This is a genomic window from Streptomyces auratus, assembly GCF_050433025.1.
In the GTDB taxonomy this organism is placed as follows: Bacteria; Actinomycetota; Actinomycetes; order Streptomycetales; family Streptomycetaceae; genus Streptomyces; species Streptomyces sioyaensis.
Window position 1 is genome coordinate 2,252,788 of record NZ_JBNGCB010000003.1, and the last position, 16,555, is coordinate 2,269,342.

17 protein-coding genes are annotated in these 16,555 nt (G+C 74.6%); 11 read left to right on the forward strand and 6 right to left on the reverse strand.

Features of this window, described 5'->3' with window-relative positions; genetic code table 11:
- Window positions 1-41 precede the first annotated feature (41 nt).
- On the reverse strand, window positions 42-1,046 hold the full coding sequence (locus BKA18_RS29575; RefSeq protein WP_366045884.1) for a PP2C family protein-serine/threonine phosphatase: 1,005 nt from the start codon (window positions 1,044-1,046) through the stop codon (window positions 42-44).
- 332 nt (window positions 1,047-1,378) lie between these two features.
- Here BKA18_RS29575 and BKA18_RS29580 point away from each other — a divergent pair, with 332 nt between their 5' ends.
- The 4 genes from BKA18_RS29580 to BKA18_RS29595 are packed head-to-tail and all read left to right on the forward strand — an operon-like array spanning window position 1,379 to window position 4,660.
- Window positions 1,379-2,488, forward strand: coding sequence for an NAD-dependent epimerase/dehydratase family protein (locus BKA18_RS29580; RefSeq protein WP_366045797.1), 1,110 nt, complete (start codon window positions 1,379-1,381; stop codon window positions 2,486-2,488).
- 29 nt (window positions 2,489-2,517) lie between these two features.
- Entirely contained in the window at window positions 2,518-3,249 is a 732-nt protein-coding gene (locus tag BKA18_RS29585) for a glycosyltransferase family 2 protein (RefSeq protein WP_366045798.1), read from the forward strand.
- The gene (locus BKA18_RS29590) at window positions 3,246-3,914 is read left to right on the forward strand and encodes a TIGR04282 family arsenosugar biosynthesis glycosyltransferase (protein ID WP_366045799.1); all 669 of its coding nucleotides are present in this window, start codon (window positions 3,246-3,248) and stop codon (window positions 3,912-3,914) included. The genes BKA18_RS29585 and BKA18_RS29590 overlap by 4 nt, the downstream gene beginning before the upstream one ends.
- Window positions 3,911-4,660, forward strand: a complete 750-nt coding sequence (locus BKA18_RS29595) for a class I SAM-dependent methyltransferase (RefSeq protein ID WP_366045800.1) — start codon at window positions 3,911-3,913, stop codon at window positions 4,658-4,660. Before BKA18_RS29590 ends, BKA18_RS29595 begins: the two co-directional genes overlap by 4 nt.
- Here the strand turns inward: BKA18_RS29595 and BKA18_RS29600 are convergent.
- Both BKA18_RS29600 and BKA18_RS29605 read right to left on the reverse strand, forming a co-directional pair.
- A complete protein-coding gene (locus BKA18_RS29600) occupies window positions 4,591-5,055 on the reverse strand; it encodes a hypothetical protein (RefSeq protein WP_366045885.1) in 465 nt (154 codons plus the stop codon). The genes BKA18_RS29595 and BKA18_RS29600 overlap by 70 nt on opposite strands.
- Window positions 5,056-5,180: 125 nt before the next feature.
- Window positions 5,181-6,434, reverse strand: coding sequence for a molybdopterin-dependent oxidoreductase (locus BKA18_RS29605; RefSeq protein ID WP_366045801.1), 1,254 nt, complete (start codon window positions 6,432-6,434; stop codon window positions 5,181-5,183).
- Window positions 6,435-6,685: 251 nt separating this feature from the next.
- Between BKA18_RS29605 and BKA18_RS29610 the strand changes: the two genes are divergently transcribed.
- Window positions 6,686-8,053, forward strand: a complete 1,368-nt coding sequence (locus BKA18_RS29610; RefSeq protein WP_429638714.1) for a hypothetical protein — start codon at window positions 6,686-6,688, stop codon at window positions 8,051-8,053.
- Window positions 8,054-8,080: 27 nt separating this feature from the next.
- Here BKA18_RS29610 and BKA18_RS29615 read toward each other — a convergent pair whose 3' ends face one another.
- Window positions 8,081-8,332 (reverse strand): hypothetical protein, encoded by a 252-nt coding sequence (locus tag BKA18_RS29615; RefSeq protein WP_235448368.1) that lies wholly within the window; start codon window positions 8,330-8,332, stop codon window positions 8,081-8,083.
- Between the two features lie 173 nt (window positions 8,333-8,505).
- Here BKA18_RS29615 and BKA18_RS29620 point away from each other — a divergent pair, with 173 nt between their 5' ends.
- A complete protein-coding gene (locus BKA18_RS29620) occupies window positions 8,506-9,057 on the forward strand; it encodes a MarR family winged helix-turn-helix transcriptional regulator (RefSeq protein ID WP_366045803.1) in 552 nt (183 codons plus the stop codon).
- A gap of 12 nt (window positions 9,058-9,069) precedes the next feature.
- Here the strand turns inward: BKA18_RS29620 and BKA18_RS29625 are convergent, their stop codons facing one another.
- Complete coding sequence (locus tag BKA18_RS29625; RefSeq protein ID WP_366045804.1) at window positions 9,070-10,263, reverse strand: serine hydrolase domain-containing protein; 1,194 nt, start codon at window positions 10,261-10,263, stop codon at window positions 9,070-9,072.
- 391 nt (window positions 10,264-10,654) lie between these two features.
- On the opposite strand from BKA18_RS29625, the gene BKA18_RS29630 reads away from it, so the two are divergent.
- On the forward strand, window positions 10,655-11,038 hold the full coding sequence (locus tag BKA18_RS29630) for a VOC family protein (RefSeq protein ID WP_366045805.1): 384 nt from the start codon (window positions 10,655-10,657) through the stop codon (window positions 11,036-11,038).
- 55 nt (window positions 11,039-11,093) lie between these two features.
- Here BKA18_RS29630 and BKA18_RS29635 read toward each other — a convergent pair whose 3' ends face one another.
- Complete coding sequence (locus BKA18_RS29635) at window positions 11,094-11,912, reverse strand: lipase family protein (RefSeq protein ID WP_366045806.1); 819 nt, start codon at window positions 11,910-11,912, stop codon at window positions 11,094-11,096.
- Window positions 11,913-12,145: 233 nt separating this feature from the next.
- Here BKA18_RS29635 and BKA18_RS29640 point away from each other — a divergent pair, with 233 nt between their 5' ends.
- The 4 genes from BKA18_RS29640 (at window position 12,146) to BKA18_RS29655 (ending at window position 16,510) form a co-directional block, all read left to right on the forward strand.
- On the forward strand, window positions 12,146-12,532 hold the full coding sequence (locus BKA18_RS29640) for a hypothetical protein (RefSeq protein ID WP_006602320.1): 387 nt from the start codon (window positions 12,146-12,148) through the stop codon (window positions 12,530-12,532).
- Between the two features lie 124 nt (window positions 12,533-12,656).
- Window positions 12,657-13,268, forward strand: a complete 612-nt coding sequence (locus tag BKA18_RS29645) for a 2Fe-2S iron-sulfur cluster-binding protein (RefSeq protein ID WP_366045807.1) — start codon at window positions 12,657-12,659, stop codon at window positions 13,266-13,268.
- Window positions 13,265-14,260 carry an FAD binding domain-containing protein gene (locus BKA18_RS29650; protein WP_366045808.1) on the forward strand — a complete coding sequence of 332 codons (996 nt, stop codon included), beginning with the start codon at window positions 13,265-13,267 and terminating at the stop codon, window positions 14,258-14,260. Before BKA18_RS29645 ends, BKA18_RS29650 begins: the two co-directional genes overlap by 4 nt.
- Window positions 14,261-14,371: 111 nt before the next feature.
- A complete protein-coding gene (locus BKA18_RS29655) occupies window positions 14,372-16,510 on the forward strand; it encodes a xanthine dehydrogenase family protein molybdopterin-binding subunit (protein WP_366045809.1) in 2,139 nt (712 codons plus the stop codon).
- The last annotated feature ends 45 nt before the right edge of the window (window positions 16,511-16,555 follow it).

The window sequence follows — 16,555 nt, forward strand, 5'->3', positions numbered from 1 at the left end:
GCGCGGCGCACCGCCCCGGCCGCCCCCGGCCCGAACCCGGTTCACCATTCCTCCCGATGGCGGACCAGCAGCATCGCCGCATCGTCGTGCAGCGGACCCTCGGCATGGTCGACGAGGTCCTCGCGCACCGAGCGCAGTGCGGCCTCCGGGTCCGGGTCCTTCAGCAGCGCGGCGCGCTCGTCGAGAGGGTAGAAGCGGCCCGCCGCATCGCGGGCCTCGGTGACCCCGTCGGTGTAGAAGAGCATCTGGTCCCCGGGGGCGAACGGCACCTCGTAGGGGACCGGTGCCCCGGCTCCCTGGAGGGTCAGGCCCAGCGGGAGGGCGCGGTCGGGCGGGGCGGCGAAGGCGACCGCGCCGGCCGGGCGGACCACCAGGGGCGCCGGATGGCCGAAGTTCAGCAGCGTGGCCTGCGGACCGTCACCGATCTCGGCGAGCACCGCGGTGACGAACCGTTCGCCCGCCAGATGACGGTTCAGCGCCCGCTCGACCCGCTCCCCGACGGCCGGCAGATCCGGTTCGTCGTGCGCCGCCTCCCGGAACGCGCCCAGCACCACCGCCGCGCTCTCCACCGCCTCCAGGCCCTTGCCCTGCACATCGCCGACGATGATCCGGACCCCGGCGGGCGAGGTCACCACCTCGTACAGGTCGCCGCCTATCCGGGCCTCGGCCACCGCGGAGGTGTAGGAGACCGCGATCCGCAGCGGGCCCGCGCTGCGCGGCACCGGCCGCAGCAGCACCCGCTGCGCCACCTCGGCGATCGAGCGGACGCTGGCGAGCTCCGCCTCGCGCCGCTGGCGCATCACGGCGGCCACCACACCCGCCGCGGTCACGCCGGCCACCGACAGCAGGGCGGTCAGCCCGCGCCGGCTCTCGAACAGGCCGTTGTAGACGCCCAGCGAGACGCAGAGCACGCACGCCGTCAGCCCGACCACGGCGGTGCGCCGCCAGCCGCCGACCAGCCCGGCGAACGCCGGCCCCAGGGACACCAGAGGCAGGAACCCCACCCCCGGGCCCGCGGTGAGGTCGACCGCGCCGACCACGGCCATGACCGCGTACGGCAGCGCGGCCAGCACACGGGAGCCGGTGCAGCGCTCGACGTTCTCCACGGCCAAGGTGTTCTCCGACGGTGTCAGGTGAGGTGATCGGGCAGGGGACCGTCGGCCGTCGGACTGTCCCGAAGCGGTCCCCCGTTCCCCCGGCCTGAGCATAAGCACCGTATGCCGTACCGAAATACCTCGAATGCGCCCTGTTACCGAATCGCAGTGGGCCGGGAGAGGCCGGTCCGCGCCCGCGCCGGCCGGGCCGCGGATCTTACGGACCCATGACACGGCGCTCCGTACGCGGGCCCGAGCGCCCTGACCCGCTTAGCGTGACCGGCATGCGTGTACTGGTCACCGGCGGTGCCGGCTTCATCGGATCGCAGGTCGTCGAGGCGCTCCTGGCGCGCGGGCACGAGCCCGTCGTGCTGGACGCGCTGCTGCCCTCGGCGCACCCCGAGCCCCCGCCCCTGCGCCCGGGGGAGCGGCGGATCGTCGCCGACGTACGGGACCGGGCGGCCGTCGACGCGGCCCTCGACGGGGTGCAGGCGGTCTGCCACCAGGCCGCGATGGTGGGCCTGGGCAAGGACTTCGCGGATGCGCCCGACTATGTGGGCTGCAACGACCTGGGTACCGCGGTGCTGCTGGCCGCGATGGCCGCGGCCGGTGTGCGGCAGCTGGTGCTCGCCGGGTCGATGGTGGTCTACGGGGAGGGGCGCTACACCTGCCCCGGCCACGGGGCGGTGCGGCCCGGTCCGCGGGCGGAGGCCGAGCTGGCGGCGGGGCGGTTCGAGCCGCGCTGCCCGCAGTGCGGCGCGGAGCTGCGGCCGGGGCTGGTCGGCGAGGACGCGCCCACCGATCCGCGCAACGTCTACGCGGCGACCAAGCTCGCCCAGGAGCACCTGGCCGCCTCCTGGGCGCGGGCCACCGGCGGCCGGGCGGTCTCGCTGCGCTATCACAACGTCTACGGGCCCGGGATGCCGCGCGATACCCCGTACGCGGGGGTGGCCTCGTTCTTCCGCTCGGCGCTGGCCCGCGGGCAGTCGCCGACGGTCTATGAGGACGGCGGCCAGCGGCGGGACTTCGTCCATGTGCGGGATGTCGCGGCGGCCAACGAGGTGGCGCTGTCGGCCCTGCCGGACCGTGCGCCGGGGACCCTGACCGCGTACAACACCGGCAGCGGAGTGCCGCACACCGTCGGGGAGATGGCGCAGACGCTGGCCGCGGCGTGCGGCGGGCCGCCGCCCGTGGTGACGGGGGAGTACCGGCTGGGCGACGTACGGCACATCACCGCGTCGTCCCGGCGGATCGCCGCGGACCTCGGCTGGCGGGCGGCGACCGGATTCACCGAGGGGATGGCGGAGTTCGCCCGCGAAGGGATGCGGGCGGCGCCGTCCGCACGGCCCGCGGCGTCCACGCCGTCCGCGTGTTCCACGAACCCGATGTCCTGATGTTCCGCTTCTGAGGTGCAGGTGACGGCATGACCCCTTCCTCCCCTTCTTCCGCGTCCCCCGGCCTCCGGCCCGGCTCGGTGGATGTCGTACTGCCCTGCCTCGACGAGGCCGCCGCACTGCCCTGGGTGCTGGCCCGCATCCCGGCCGGCTGGCGGGCGATCGTCGTGGACAACGGCTCCACCGACGGCTCGGCCGAGGTCGCCCGCGGCCTGGGCGCCACCGTGGTGCACGAGCCGCGCCGCGGCTTCGGGGCCGCCTGCCACGCCGGACTGCTCGCCGCCGACGCGGACATCGTCTGCTTCTGCGACTGCGACGCCTCCCTCGACCCGGCGTTGCTCACCCCGTTCGTCCGGGCCGTCCGCGACGGCGACAGCGATCTGGTGCTGGGCCGCCGGCGCCCCGAGGGGCGCGGCGCCTGGCCGCCGCACGCCCGGCTCGGCAACCTCGCCCTGGCCCGGATGCTGCGCCGGCGCACCGGACTGCGGCTGCACGACCTCGGCCCACTGCGCGCCGCCCGGCGCACCGACCTGCTCGGCCTCGGCCTCACCGACCGCCGCAGCGGCTACCCCCTACAGATGGTCGTCCGGGCCGCCGACGCCGGCTGGCGCGTCGAGGAACGCGAGGTGCCCTACCGGCCGCGCACCGGCCGCTCGAAGGTCACCGGCACCTGGCGCGGCACCTGGCATGCGGTGCGCGACATGCGCACCGTCCTGCGTCAGCCGCCGCTGACGCTCCGTACCGAGGAGACGGCCCGATGACCGAGTCCGCAGACCAGCCGGCGCGACCGGGGCCCACGACGGTCCTGGTCATCGCCAAGGAGCCGGTGCCGGGGCGGGTCAAGACCCGGCTCACCCCGCCCTACACCCCGCACCAGGCCGCCTGGTTGGCCGAGGCCGCGCTGTACGACACCCTCCAGGCCGTCCGTGCGATGCCCGCCCGGCGACGGGTGGTCGTCCTGGACGGCCGCCCGGGGAACTGGCTGCCGGCCGGCTTCGACGTCCGGCAGCAGGGCCCCGGCGGTCTCGACGAGCGGCTCGCCGCGGCCTTCGCCGGCAGCGCCGGCCCGACCCTGCTCATCGGTATGGACACCCCGCAGGTCACCCCCCAACTCCTCGCCCCGGCACTGGACTTCGGTGCCTGGGACGACTGCGACGCCTGGTTCGGGGCGGCCGACGACGGCGGATTCTGGGCGCTCGGGCTGGCCACCCCCGACCCCCGGCTTCTGCGCGGCGTCCCGATGTCCACCGACCGCACCGGCGCCGCCCAGCGCGCCCGGCTGGCCGCCGCCGGACTCCGGGTACGGGAACTGCCGCCGCTGCGCGATGTCGACACCGCGGCCGATGCCGAGCAGGTCGCGGCCGCGGCACCGGACGGCCGCTTCGCCGCCACCCTGGCCCGTCTGACGGGGGTCACCGGACGATGAGCACCGCCGTACCGCCCACGACACGCACCGACCGGCCCCACCCCGTCTCCTGGGGAGCGGACCCGTACGCCGATGCCCTGCGCAACGGCCGCGGCCCGCTGTTCCTGCGCCGCAGCGACGGCTGGCTGCTGCCGCTGGAGGTCGAGCGCTGGTGCGCCCGGGCGGACGCCGCCGATCTGTCGGCGCTGCGCCGCTGCGAGGGCGCCGTCCTCGACATCGGCTGCGGTCCCGGCCGGCTGGTCGCCGCGCTCCTCGCGCGGGGCCGGCGTGCGCTCGGCATCGACGTCAGCGCCGCGGCGGTGGCCCGCACCCGGGCGACCGGTGGGGCCGCGGTGCACCGCTCGGTCTTCGACTCCCTTCCCGGCGAGGGAAGTTGGGGCACCGCCCTGCTGCTCGACGGCAATATCGGCATCGGCGGCGACCCCCGCGCCCTGCTCGCCCGCAGCGCCGAACTGGTCGACCCGGGTGGCCTCCTCATAGTGGAGACCACCCCGGCGGACGTCGATGAACAGGTCCGGGTCCGGGTCGAGGGCGGCCACCACGCCCCGGGCGGGGCCCCTCGGTCGCCGGATGACACCTTCCCCTGGGCCCGGGTGGGGACCCCCGCGCTGCTGCGGTACGCGGCCCAGGCCGGCTGGGCCCCCGCCGAGCAGTGGACCGTCACCGGCCAGGCGGATCAACTGCCGGGCGCCGAACGCTGCTTCGTCTCCCTGCGCCGCCGGGCCGCCCTGCGCAGCCGCGGCTGAAGCGTACGGCCCAGCAGCCACAGGGCGGACAGCGCGCACAGCCCGGCGGTGACCAGCAGCCAGCGGGCCAGGAACACCCCGCCGGGCAGTCCCGTCCCGGCCTCGTAGCGCGCCGCCGCACCGGGGTCCCACGAGCCCGCGATCAGCGGGAGCCACACCAGCAACAGCAGCCCGGACACCGCGGCGGGGACCCGGACGTACCCGGTCCAGGCCCGGTGCCGGGCGCGTGGTGCCGTGCAGCGGGCCAGCGCACGGTCGGCGGACGCATACAGCGGCAGCAGCACCAGATCGTGCAGCAGCGCGGCCCCGACGAACCAGACGAGCACCAGCGGCCACTGCCCGCCGGCCAGCAGCCGCAGCCCCGCATAGCCGGTCAGCGCGAACGAGGCGAGCATCAGCAGCAGATGCAGCGGCCCCTCGCCGTACCGCAGCCGGCGGCGCAGCGCGCCCACCGCCCGGGCTCCCCGCGCCCGCCACCCCACGAGCCGTTCACGCCACGTCACGAGCCGCTCCCGCATCCTCACCACTCCCCGAACGTCAGCCGCGAGACCCACTTGGTGTTGAGCACCCCGGGTGCCGCCGGGACGATGATCCGCGCCGGATAGCCGTGGTCCTCGGACAGCTCCGCCCCGCCCACCCGCAGCGCGAGCAGTGACCGCGGATCGCGCACCTGGTTGTCGCGCAGCGCGGCCCGCCGGAACGCGCCGTGCAGCTGGAGCGATTCGACCAGCACGCCGGGCGGTTGCGCACCGAGCCCCACCAGCCCGGCGAGGTCGCGCAGCCGCACCCCGCCCCACTGCTGGTCGTCGGTCGACCAGCCCTCGACGCAGGCGATCGGCAGCGCCGCCTCGTGCTGGGGCAGCGTCAGCAGATCGACGCGGCTGAGCCGTACCCGCCGCCCGCCGCCCTCGACCGTCAGCCGCCAGTCGTCGCCGGTGTCCCGGGCCCGGATGCCCATGGCCGCGGCGGTCTTGTTGATCTGGAAGCCGTTCGGGCCGCTGCCCGGATCCCGTCCCCCGTGCGGCGCCAGCAGGGCGGTACGCCGCCACCACCCCCCGATGCTCTGCCCCGCCGACGTCGCGAACAGCACCAGCGCACCGGCCCCGACCAGCCCCAGCGCACCGCGCCGGGTCACCGTCGGCCGGTCCGGCCGGGCCGCCACCAGCCCGGTGTCGTCGGCCGCCGCCTGCGGGTCGCGGCGCTCGCGCAGCGCCCGCACGGCCCGCGGCAGCCGCAGCACGACATGCACGGCGAACGCGCCGATGAACACCCACGCGCCGTAGAAGTGCAGCGGATAGAAGGAGCCCGGGAAGAGGTACTCCAGCTGGATGTTGAGCAGCCCGGTGACGAACTCGAACAGCACCCCGCCGACCAGCAGCAGCAGCGAAATCCGCTCCAGCGCATGGCCGACGGACCGGGCCGGCGGCAGGGTGAACAGCTTGGGGATCACCGACCACAGCTTCGCCAGCACCACGGGCACCAGTGTGATCCCCAGGATGACGTGCAGTCCCTGGGTGAGGCGGTAGAGCCAGTGCGGACCGGTCGGCCAGCTGAAGAGATAGAAGCCCAGCAGGCCCTTGTCCGGCGTCTTGTCGTTGACGCCGCCGGCCAGATCCGGGTTGTACGCGGCGTACGACAGCAGACCGGTCACGAACAGCAGCGTGATGCCGGCCAGCAGCACGGTGCCGAGCACCGCGGTCAGCCACGGGCCGCGCAGCGGACTGCGCCAGAACGACGGCGCTGTCGGGGGAGTGAACGGGGAACGGGCACCCATGTTGTGTCCTCGGCGGTCGGTGCGACGGCGGTCCGTCGCGGGTGAACCGTCCGGCGGGTCGGGGCCGGACGGGACCTGGTGCCGACGCTATGCCGCGACCGGTGTGCCGAGGGGGCTGCAACGCATGACGAAGCTCTGACGTCGGCGGAACGGCGGCACGGCGCCGGAGAATCTGACGGAACGGTGACGCCCTGGCCGCCGGACGTCCCGGGCCGCCCATCGGCGCCTAGCGTGCGGCTGTGACTCCCCGTGTGACCACCGAAGAACGTGCCCCCTACCGAGCCGACCTGCGGGCCGCCGCGGCCGGCGTTCTGCTTGTCACGGTTGCCGCCGTCGTCGGCACCGTCATCGAGCGGACCCACGGCAGCCTGCATGTCAACTGGCCCCCGCTGTACGCCTCGTGGTTCCCGCACCTGGGCCCCGGCACCCCCGCCGCGCTCGCGGTCGGCGCGGCCGTGACCCTCCACGGGCCCTCCCTCGCGGCCCGGCTGCCCTGGCGCCGTCTCGTCCTGGCGAGCTGGACCGCCGCCCTGGCCTGGACCTGGTCGCTGGCGCTGATAGACGGCTGGCAGACCGGCATCGCCCGGCGCCTGACCACCTCGTACGAGTACCTGACCGTCATCCACCGCTTCGACGATCTCGGCGCGGCGGTGCGGAACTTCACCCACCACATCCTCAACAACGGCCCGGACCACTGGCCCGCCCATGTCGCCGGGCACCCCCCGGCCGCCGTGCTCACCTTCGTCGGCCTGGACCGCATCGGTCTGGGCGGCGGTGGCTGGGCCGGTGTCTGGTGCCTCACCCTCGGCACCTCCGCCGTGGCCGCCGTCCTCGTCGCGCTGCGCGCCCTGACCGACGAGCCGACCGCCCGCCGGGCCGCCCCGTTTCTCGTCCTGGCCCCGTCCGCCGTCTGGGTGGGCACCTCGGCGGACGGCTATTTCGCGGCGGTCGCCGCCTGGTCCCTGGCCCTGCTCGCGCTGGCCGCCACCCGGCGCACTCGGTACCCGGCTGCCGCCGCCCTGGCCTCCGGCCTCCTGTTCGGCCTGACCTGCTATCTCTCCTACGGCCTCACCCTGATCGCGCTGATCGCCGGCGCGGTGCTGCTGCTCACCCGGACCTGGCGCCCGCTGCCCCTCTTCGCGGTCGGCGCCGCGGCCGTCGCGACCGCCTTCACCCTCGCCGGATTCTCCTGGTGGGAGGGCTACCAGCTGCTGGTCGAGCGCTACTACCAGGGCGCCGCGGCCGTCCGCCCGTACGCGTACTGGGTGTGGGGCAACCTCGCCTGCACCGTGCTGATCACCGGCCTGGCGACGGTGGCCGGGGTGCGCCGGACCCTCGTGGCGGCCCCCACCGCCCTGCGGGGGCTGCGCCCGTCCGCCGGACCGCTGCGCCACCCCACCGACCGGCTGGTCGTCCTCGTGCTGGCCGTGCTGCTCGCCGTGCTGGTCGCCGATCTCTCCGGGATGAGCAAGGCGGAGACCGAACGCATATGGCTGCCGTTCGCCGCCTGGCTGCCGGCGGCCTGCGCCCTGCTGCCCACGGCCCGGCACCGCCACTGGCTGGCGGCTCAGGCCGTCTTGGCGCTGCTCCTCAACCACCTCCTGTACACCGGATGGTGACGGGGAGTCAGCTCATCGGGGGCGGGCTCAGGCCAGGTAGGGGCGGGTCGAGTCCACCCGGCCGGGGCGCAGGATGCGCAGCGGTCCGCGATTGCAGGACGGGCACTCGGCGCGGGTCAGCGGGGAGGCGACGCGGACGCCGCGGGTGAAGTAGTCGGCGCGCCGGTGGCCGGCCAGATCCGTGGTGTGCCGGATCTCGTACTCCTCTTCCCAGCCGTGCCCGCAGTGCAGACAGACGAAGGAATATGCCTCGTGAACCGTCTCGGTGTCCCGTTCCATGGTGATCACGCCCTCTCCCCGGCCCTGCGTGCTCGTACCGGGGCCGGATGCCTGCCGCTCCTCCCATTATGGCGCTCCGTGAGGGTGTGCGGGGGGCCGGAGCCGCGGACCGTGGATCGCCCCTTGTAGCGCCCGCGACCAGGCACGATGCCGTCACCGGGTATAAAGGCGCCATGGGGCACGACGCGCATGGCGCACCGCGGCCGGCCGGGGTGACCGCGTCCGGCAGCGATCTCGACCATGACCTCGACCACGACGTCGACGAGGTCATCGCCGCGGTGCTGACCGCCTCCCGGCTGCTGGTGGCGATCTCCGCCCGGGCGCTCGGCCGGACCGCGCCCTCCCTCACCCTGCCCCAGCTGCGGGCGCTGGTGGTGCTGGACAGTCAGGGGCCGGTCAAGCTCGCCGCGCTGGCCGGTGCGCTGGGCGTCAATCCGTCCACCGCGATGCGGATGGTGGACCGGCTGGAGGCGGCCGGCAGCGTCACCCGGCAGGCCAACCCCGGCAACCGCCGCGAGGTCGTGCTGAGCCTGACGGAGCCGGGCCGCGCGCTCGTCGAGGAGGTGCTCGCCGCCCGGCACACGGAGATCGCCGCGCTCGTGTCCCGGCTGCCGGCCGGCGAACGCGCCGGGCTCGTCCGCTCGCTGCGGGCGCTCACCGACGCGGCGGGCGAGCCGCCGGTGGCCCCGCGGCCGGCCCCGCCGCCGGAGTCGGCCGCACCGTAGCCGGGCCGGTGCTCAGCTCCGGCCGTGCTCCAGGGCCTGGTACACCGCCCGGACCAGCCCGGCGTTGCGGGGATCGAGGCCCGTGGTGCCCCCGCCGTACTTGTTCATGGTGTACGCGTACGACAGCCGGTTCTCCGGGTCCGCGAAGGCGTACGAGCCGCCCGCGCCGCCGTGTCCGAACGCCCGCGGATTGGGCCCCGCCTGGCCCTGGTGGTTGAGCATGTAGCCCAGCCCCCAGCGGTGTTCGTAGCCCTCCGGGGCGAGTGCGCCGATGGTCAGATCGCGCTCGCCCGGCAGGCTCTGCGACCGGCGCATCGCCTCCAGGGTGGTGGGCCGCACGAGCGTGCCGCCCACCAGCGCGCCGTACACGGTCGCCAGCCCGTGGGCGGACGCATGCGCGTTGCCCGCCGGGATCTCGGCGGACCGGTAGGCGGCGCTGTTGACATCGCCGGTGGGGACGTACGTCAACGCCAGCGCGACGACGGCGTACGGATGGTCGGACAGCGCCTTGAACGGCGGCTTGGGCAGGCCGGGGAACTGCCGGGCGAGCCGCGCCTCGTCCAGCTGCCCGACCATGTCGGCACAGTGGGCGTGCTCCTCGGCGGGGGTGCCGATGAACACCCGCGCGCCCAGCGGCCCGGTGATCTCGCTGCGCAGGAACGTGCCGAGGGACTGCCCGGTGATCCGCCGGACGACCTCGCCCACGAGGTATCCGAAGGTCACCGCGTGGTAGCCCTGGGCGGTGCCCGGCTCCCACCACGGCTCGGTGGCCGCCAGGGCGGCGCACACCCGGTCCCAGTCGTAGGCGTCCCGTGCGGACAGCCGCTCACGGGGGGCGATGAGTCCGGCGCGGTGGCTGAGCAGCCAGCGCACGGGGAGGTCCCGCTTGCCGGCCTGTGCGAACTCGGGCCAGTAGCGGGCGACCGGCGCGTCGAGGTCCAACTCGCCCCGGTCCACCAGGAGATGGGCGCACAGCGCGGTCATCCCTTTGGACGTCGAGTAGACGTTGACGAGGGTGTCGCGCTCCCAGACACGGGCGCCGGCCGCGTCCGCATGGCCGCCCCACAGGTCGACCACCGCCTCGCCCTCCACGGTCACCGTGACCGCCGCGCCGACATCGCCGTGCTCGCTGAAGTTCCGTGCGAAGGCTTCCCGTACGCCTGCAAACCCCGGTGCGCAGTGGCCGTTGACGGTGGCTGGTCCCACGGTGGCTCTCCTCGCGTCGTCCGGGTGCGGTCATCCCGTGCTTCCGTACGTGGGTACGGCGTACGTATCGGATGATCCGCCCGGGTCGATGCCCATGGCAACCATGTGAGGCCGGACGGCGGAGCGTCGGCGTGGTGCGGCGCCGCGGCGGCCGGCGCGGGGGTGGTGCCGTACGGCCGTGGCCGGTGAAACCGCAGGCCGGCGGCCTCGGCGAGGGTCCCGGCGCGAGGACATTCGCCGGCCGGGGGAGGGGGCCCGGGCGGCGGGGGCCGGTAGCGTCGCCGCTGCCGCCGAGATCCGTGCCAAGTCATCCGGCCCGGGCCGATGAATCGGCCCGCCGGGCGCCGTCTACCTCACCGAACCCGCAGGTCCACGCCCATCGGAGGACGCCATGTCTGCCACCCCGTCGCCCGCCCCCGCCGCCGTCCAGCCGGTGATCGTCACCCCTGACCTCGACCGGCTGCGGGACTTCTACCGCGCACTGGCCGGAGCCGAGGAGTTCACCCGGGTGCCCGAGGAGGGCCCGGCCTTTTTCGTCGGACTGCGGATCCGGGGCTCGGAGCTGGGCCTCGTCGCGGACCGGAGCATGGCGATCGGCACCCCGACCCGCATCCTGCTCAGCATCGCCGTCGAGGACGTCGACGCCCTCCTGGACCGGGTCGAGCCCCTCGGTGGAACGGTGCGCGGCCCGGCCGATGACATGCCCTGGGGGCAGCGGGTCGCCCACATCCAGGACCCGGACGGCAACGCGGTCAACCTCACCCAGCCCCTCTGACCGGGGCGGCGGCCGGCTCGCCCTCGGCGCCGTCGGCCGCGCCGGGGCCGGCCGGTCAGTTCTGGTTCTGTTCCAGGGCCTGGAGGTAGGCGTCCATGAAGTGGTCCCGGACGCCGTCGGAGGTGGGCGCGAGGGCATCGGCGGTGAGGCCTCTGGCATGGTCGAGCATGCCGCTGAGCAGCGGCATGGTGTGGTGGATGGCGCCTTTGGAGTCGATGTAGCGCAGCGCGGAGACGTGATGGAAGGTGGGCTCCGGGGGCAGCTGCGGCACGATGTCGTTGTTGTTGACGAAGCGGTACATCCGGTCCGAGAAGGCCGTGTTGAACTCTTTGGACAGCTGTCTGTCGCAGGTGCGCGGCTGGCCGAAGGTGTAGACGCCGTTGGCCGTCACATGCGGCTCCTCGAAATGCAGCCGGGCCCCGGCCAGCATCGCCAGCGCCCCGCCCAGGCTGTGGCCGGTGAACCACACCGTCTGGCCGTTGTCGCGGAACTCGTCGACGGCGGCGCGGACCTGCGGCCAGACGGCCTGCAGGGCCTCGGCGAAGCCGTAGTGGACGTACCCCCTGCCGCCGGGGCCGGGCCTCGGCGGCGTGGTGGCGTCCGAGAGCCAGTCGCGCAGCTCGGCCGGCTCCGTCCCGCGGAAGCTGGTGATGATCATGCTGTGGCCGCCCAGGGTGTACGCCTGGGTGTCCTCCAGCGGGAACGGTGGGCGGAACGTGGTGTGGTGATGGCGCACCCGGTCGAAGCCCCAGGTCCGGGCGGCGGCATCGATGGCCGCCTCGTCCTGGTAGGCGAGCGCGGCGGCGCGTGCCATGGCGAGCGCATGGCGGACGGTGTAGCCGGTGGCTTTCTGGTCGATGGTGGTGCTGGTCAACGAAGGCTCCTGGTGGTCGACGGTGGATGCGGTGATTGCCGGGCGAGGCGCGCATTCCGCCCCTGATTACAGAGCGCTTGCACTGGCTACACAGCGTAACTCCGCTGCGGAGTGCCGTGCGGTGCCGCCCGTTCAAACCACTCGTTCGAGCCTCGGGTCGCACACACCGGGCCGCCGGGCGAGCCTGGAAGCGTTCGGCTCCGGAGGACGGTCCACGAAGGAAGGCCCCCACAGTGAACAGCGCACAGCAGGCGGCACACGCGGAACATGTACCGGCCGAGGTGATGGTGGAACTGGAGAGCTGTGCGACCCAGGACGCACATGCCGTCTTCAGCGCGCTGCGCACCACCTTCAGCTCCGACCGGGAGGCGGACGACGTACCCGAGGAGATGGCCGGCCCGGGTGCGACCGTGTGGACCTCGACCTTCGACGTGAGCGACCGCAAGGCCGCCGCCGAGCCCCGCCGGCTGTCCGCCCCCGTCGTGGTCAGCCTCCAGGGCGGCTACTGGGCGGTCGACGAGCTGTGCCGGGGCCTGGAGTCGGCGTTCGCGGTGCACGTCCTCGGCACCGCCGCCGGCGACCAGGAAAAGGAGGTCGAACTGCGGCTGGAGACCCGTTAGGGGCCGCGGATCCGAAGCGGACCGACGGGGAGGGGACCAGGGGGACCACGACCACGGCGCACGCAGAGCGACGGCCCGGGCCGCACCACTTGCCCCGAGGCCCGGAGCGGAAAGGCAGGAGCGAGTGGAGCCCACCCCACCTCCGGCGGACGGCGGCGGTGCAGCGCCGGCCACCGAGCAGCGGTCCGAGCTGATCCTGCACGTCAACGATGTGGCGTACACCGTGACCGTGGACCACCGGACCACGGTCCTGGACCTGCTCCGCGAACACTTCTCTCTCACCGGCGCCAAGAAGGGCTGCGACCACGGACAGTGCGGCGCCTGCACGGTGCTCGTCGACGGGCGGCGCGCCAACAGCTGTCTGCTGCTGGCCGTGGCCCAGGAGGGGCGGCGGCTCACCACCGTCGAGGGCCTGGCCGACGGGGAGCGGCTGCACCCCCTCCAGGAAGCCTTCCTGGAGCGCGACGCGTTCCAGTGCGGCTACTGCACCCCGGGCCAGCTCTGTTCGGCCGCCGGTGTGCTGGCCGAGGCCGCGGACGGCTTCCCGTCCCACGTCACCCCGGCCACCGCGGACCCCACGGCACCGGTCGAGCTCACCGCCGACGAGATCCGCGAGCGGATGAGCGGCAATCTGTGCCGCTGCGGCGCGTATCCGCGGATCGTCGAAGCGGTCGCGGACGCCGGCGCCCGGCCCGGTGGAACCGCGCGGTCCGCAGGCCAGGAGGTGGCGCCGTGAAACCGTTCGGCTATCTGCGGGCGACCAGCGTCGAGGAGGCCGTACGGGCCGCCGCCGGCCGGCCCGGCGCCCGCTTCCTCGGCGGCGGCACCAACCTCGTCGATCTGATGAAACTGGGCGTGGAGGCACCGCGGCTGCTCATCGACGTCACCCGGCTGCCGCTGGCGGACATCGAGGAACTGCCGGACGGCGGGCTGCGGATCGGTGCGATGGTCCGCAACAGCGACCTCGCCGCGGCCGTCCCCGTACGCGAGCGTTACCCCGCCCTGTCGCAGGCGCTGCTGGCCGGCGCCTCGGGGCAGCTGCGGAACACCGCGACCACCGGCGGCAATCTGCTCCAGCGCACCCGCTGCCTGTATTTCCAGGACATCAGCAAGCCCTGCAACAAACGCTCCCCGGGCACCGGCTGCCCGGCCCGCGACGGTGTCCACCGCGATCTGGCCGTCCTGGGCCACTCCGCGCACTGCGTCGCCACCCAGCCCTCGGACCTGGCCGTGGCCCTGGCCGCCCTGGACGCCGAGGTGCAGCTGCACGGCCCCGACGGCGAGCGCACGGTGGCGGTGACCGACTTCCACCGGCTGCCCGGCGACCGGCCCGAGCAGGACACCGAGATCCGGCCCGGCGAACTCCTCACCGCCGTCCGGCTCCCGCCGGCCGCCCCCGGCGCGCGCTCGCACTACCGCAAGGCCCGCGACCGCGCCTCCTTCGCGTTCGCCCTGGCCTCCGTCGCCGCCGTACTGGAGGTGCAGGACGGCGTCGTGGGGCGGGCGGCGCTGGCGTTCGGTGGCCTCGCGCACCGGCCGTGGCGGGCCCGCGCGGCCGAAGAGGTGCTGCACGGTGCACCCGCCACCGAGGACACCTTCGCCCGCGCCGCCGACGCCGAACTCGCCGCCGCCCGCCCGCTGCGCGACAACGCCTTCAAGGTCGAACTCGCCCGCAACCTGGCCGTCAGTGTGCTGACCGGCCTGGCGGACCCGGCCGGCGCCCGCTGATCGACCACACGACGCCGACCACGACGACCACGCCGACCACGACGACCGGAGCGCCACCGCCGCAGCCGACCCCCGCCCCCGCCCCCCGTCCCCGACCCAAGGACGCGAGCCATGAGCCCCGACCCGTTCCCGCTCGGACCACCCCCCTACCCCCTGGGCGCCCCGCTCGCCCGCCGGGAAGGACGGGAGAAGGTCACCGGCACCGCCCGTTACGCGGCCGAACACACCCCGCCGGGCTGCGCCTATGCCTGGCCGGTGGCCGCGACCGTCGCCCGGGGCCGGATCACCGCCGTGGACGCCGACGGGGCGCTCGCGCTGCCGGGAGTGTGCGCGGTGCTGACCCATGAGAACGCGCCCCGCCTCGCGGCCGACGCCGACCCGACGCTGTCGCTGCTCCAGGACGACCGGGTGCCGCACCGCGGCTGGTACGTCGCGCTCGCCGTCGCCGACAGCCTCGAAACCGCCCGCGCCGCCGCCGAGGCCGTCCGCGTCAGCTATGCGACCGAGGACCACGACGTGCTGCTGACCGCCGGCCATCCGCGGCTGTACGAGGCCGAGACCGCCAACGGCGGCTATCCCGGGACCCGGGAACGCGGTGACTTCGACGGGGCGTTCGCCGCCGCACCGGTCACCGTCGACGCCACCTACACCGTGCCCCCGCTGCACAACCACCCCATGGAACCGCACGCCTCCACCGCCCACTGGAGCGAGGGCCGGCTGACCGTCCACGACTCCAGCCAGGGCTCCACCAAGGTCTGCGAGGACCTCGCCGCGCTGTTCTCGCTGGACACCGGCCAGGTCACGGTCGTCTCGGAGCACGTCGGCGGCGGCTTCGGCTCCAAGGGGACGCCCCGCCCCCAGGTCGTCCTGGCCGTGATGGCCGCCCGGCACACCGGGCGCCCGGTCAAACTCTCCCTGCCGCGCCGTGAGATGGCCGCGGTCGTCGGCCATCGCGCGCCCACCGTCCAGCGGGTGCGCCTCGGGGCCGGCGACGACGGGGTGCTCACCGCCCTCGCACACGAGATCGCCACCCACACCTCCACCGTCGCGGAGTTCGTCGAGCAGGCCGCGGTCCCGGCACGCATGATGTACACCTCGCCGAACAGCCGGACCGTGCACCGCGTCGTCCCGCTCGACGTCCCCACCCCCTCCTGGATGCGCGCACCGGGCGAGGCCCCTGGGATGTACGCCCTGGAGTCGGCCGTCGACGAACTCGCCGTGCTGCTGGACGTCGACCCCGTCGAACTGCGGCTGCGCAACGAGCCGGACACCGAGCCGGACAGCGACCGCGCCTTCAGCAGTCGGCATCTCATCGGTTGTCTCCGGGAGGGCGCCAAGCGCTTCGGCTGGCTGCCCAGGGATCCCCGGCCGGGCGTCCGGCGCGAGGGTGACCTGCTGCTCGGCACCGGCGTCGCGGCCGCCACGTACCCCGTCTACGTCGCCCCGTCCAGCGCCGAGGCGCAGGCCGCCGCCGACGGCAGCTACCGGATCCGGGTGAACGCCACGGACATCGGCACCGGCGCCCGCACCGTCCTCGCGCAGATCGCCGCCGCCGCGCTGACCGTGCCGGAGGAGCGGGTCCACATCGAGATCGGCAGCAGCGATCTGCCGCCCGCGATGCTGGCCGGCGGCTCCATGGGCACCGCCTCGTGGGGCTGGGCCGTCCACAAGGCCTGTATGGCGCTGCGGGCACAACTGCGCCACCACGACGGGCCGTTGCCGGCCGGCGGGCTGACCGCCGTCGCGGACACCCGTCAGGAGGCGGCCGAACGGTCCCCCTACGCCCGGCACGCCTTCGGGGCCACCTTCGCCGAGGTCCAGGCCGACACCGTCACCGGCGAGGTCCGGCTGCGCCGGCTGCTGGGCGTCTATGCGGCCGGCCGGATCCTCAACGCCCGTACGGCGCGCTCCCAGTTCATCGGCGGGATGACCATGGGGCTGGGGATGGCGCTCATGGAGGGGAGCGGGCTGGACCCCGCCTTCGGGGACTTCGCCGAGTGCGATCTGGCCTCCTACCACGTGCCGGTCTGCGCCGACGTCCCGCAGATCGAGGCGCACTGGCTCGACGAGGAGGACCCGCACCTCAACCCCATGGGCAGCAAGGGCATCGGGGAGATCGGCATCGTGGGCACCGCGGCGGCCGTCGCCAACGCCTTCCGGCACGCCACCGGCATCCGGCTGCGCGACCTCCCGCTCACCGCGGACAAGGTCCTGCCGCGGCTGCGGGCTCGCCAGGAGGGGGCCGGGTGAGGGGCCGGCCTGGAGGGCCCGGGTGAGGGTCCGCGCACTCCAAGA

What these genes read in the sequence shown, in the direction of transcription:
- BKA18_RS29575 (WP_366045884.1), bottom strand. Translation starts at nt 1,046, where the DNA reads ATGGCCGTGGTCGGCGCGGTCGACCTCACCGCGGGCCCGGGGGTGGGG.
- BKA18_RS29580 (WP_366045797.1), top strand. Translation starts at nt 1,379, where the DNA reads ATGCGTGTACTGGTCACCGGCGGTGCCGGCTTCATCGGATCGCAGGTC.
- BKA18_RS29585 (WP_366045798.1), top strand. Translation starts at nt 2,518, where the DNA reads ATGACCCCTTCCTCCCCTTCTTCCGCGTCCCCCGGCCTCCGGCCCGGC.
- BKA18_RS29590 (WP_366045799.1), top strand. Translation starts at nt 3,246, where the DNA reads ATGACCGAGTCCGCAGACCAGCCGGCGCGACCGGGGCCCACGACGGTC.
- BKA18_RS29595 (WP_366045800.1), top strand. Translation starts at nt 3,911, where the DNA reads ATGAGCACCGCCGTACCGCCCACGACACGCACCGACCGGCCCCACCCC.
- BKA18_RS29600 (WP_366045885.1), bottom strand. Translation starts at nt 5,055, where the DNA reads ATGCTCGCCTCGTTCGCGCTGACCGGCTATGCGGGGCTGCGGCTGCTG.
- BKA18_RS29605 (WP_366045801.1), bottom strand. Translation starts at nt 6,434, where the DNA reads ATGGGTGCCCGTTCCCCGTTCACTCCCCCGACAGCGCCGTCGTTCTGG.
- BKA18_RS29615 (WP_235448368.1), bottom strand. Translation starts at nt 8,332, where the DNA reads ATGGAACGGGACACCGAGACGGTTCACGAGGCATATTCCTTCGTCTGT.
- BKA18_RS29620 (WP_366045803.1), top strand. Translation starts at nt 8,506, where the DNA reads ATGGGGCACGACGCGCATGGCGCACCGCGGCCGGCCGGGGTGACCGCG.
- BKA18_RS29630 (WP_366045805.1), top strand. Translation starts at nt 10,655, where the DNA reads ATGTCTGCCACCCCGTCGCCCGCCCCCGCCGCCGTCCAGCCGGTGATC.
- BKA18_RS29655 (WP_366045809.1), top strand. Translation starts at nt 14,372, where the DNA reads ATGAGCCCCGACCCGTTCCCGCTCGGACCACCCCCCTACCCCCTGGGC.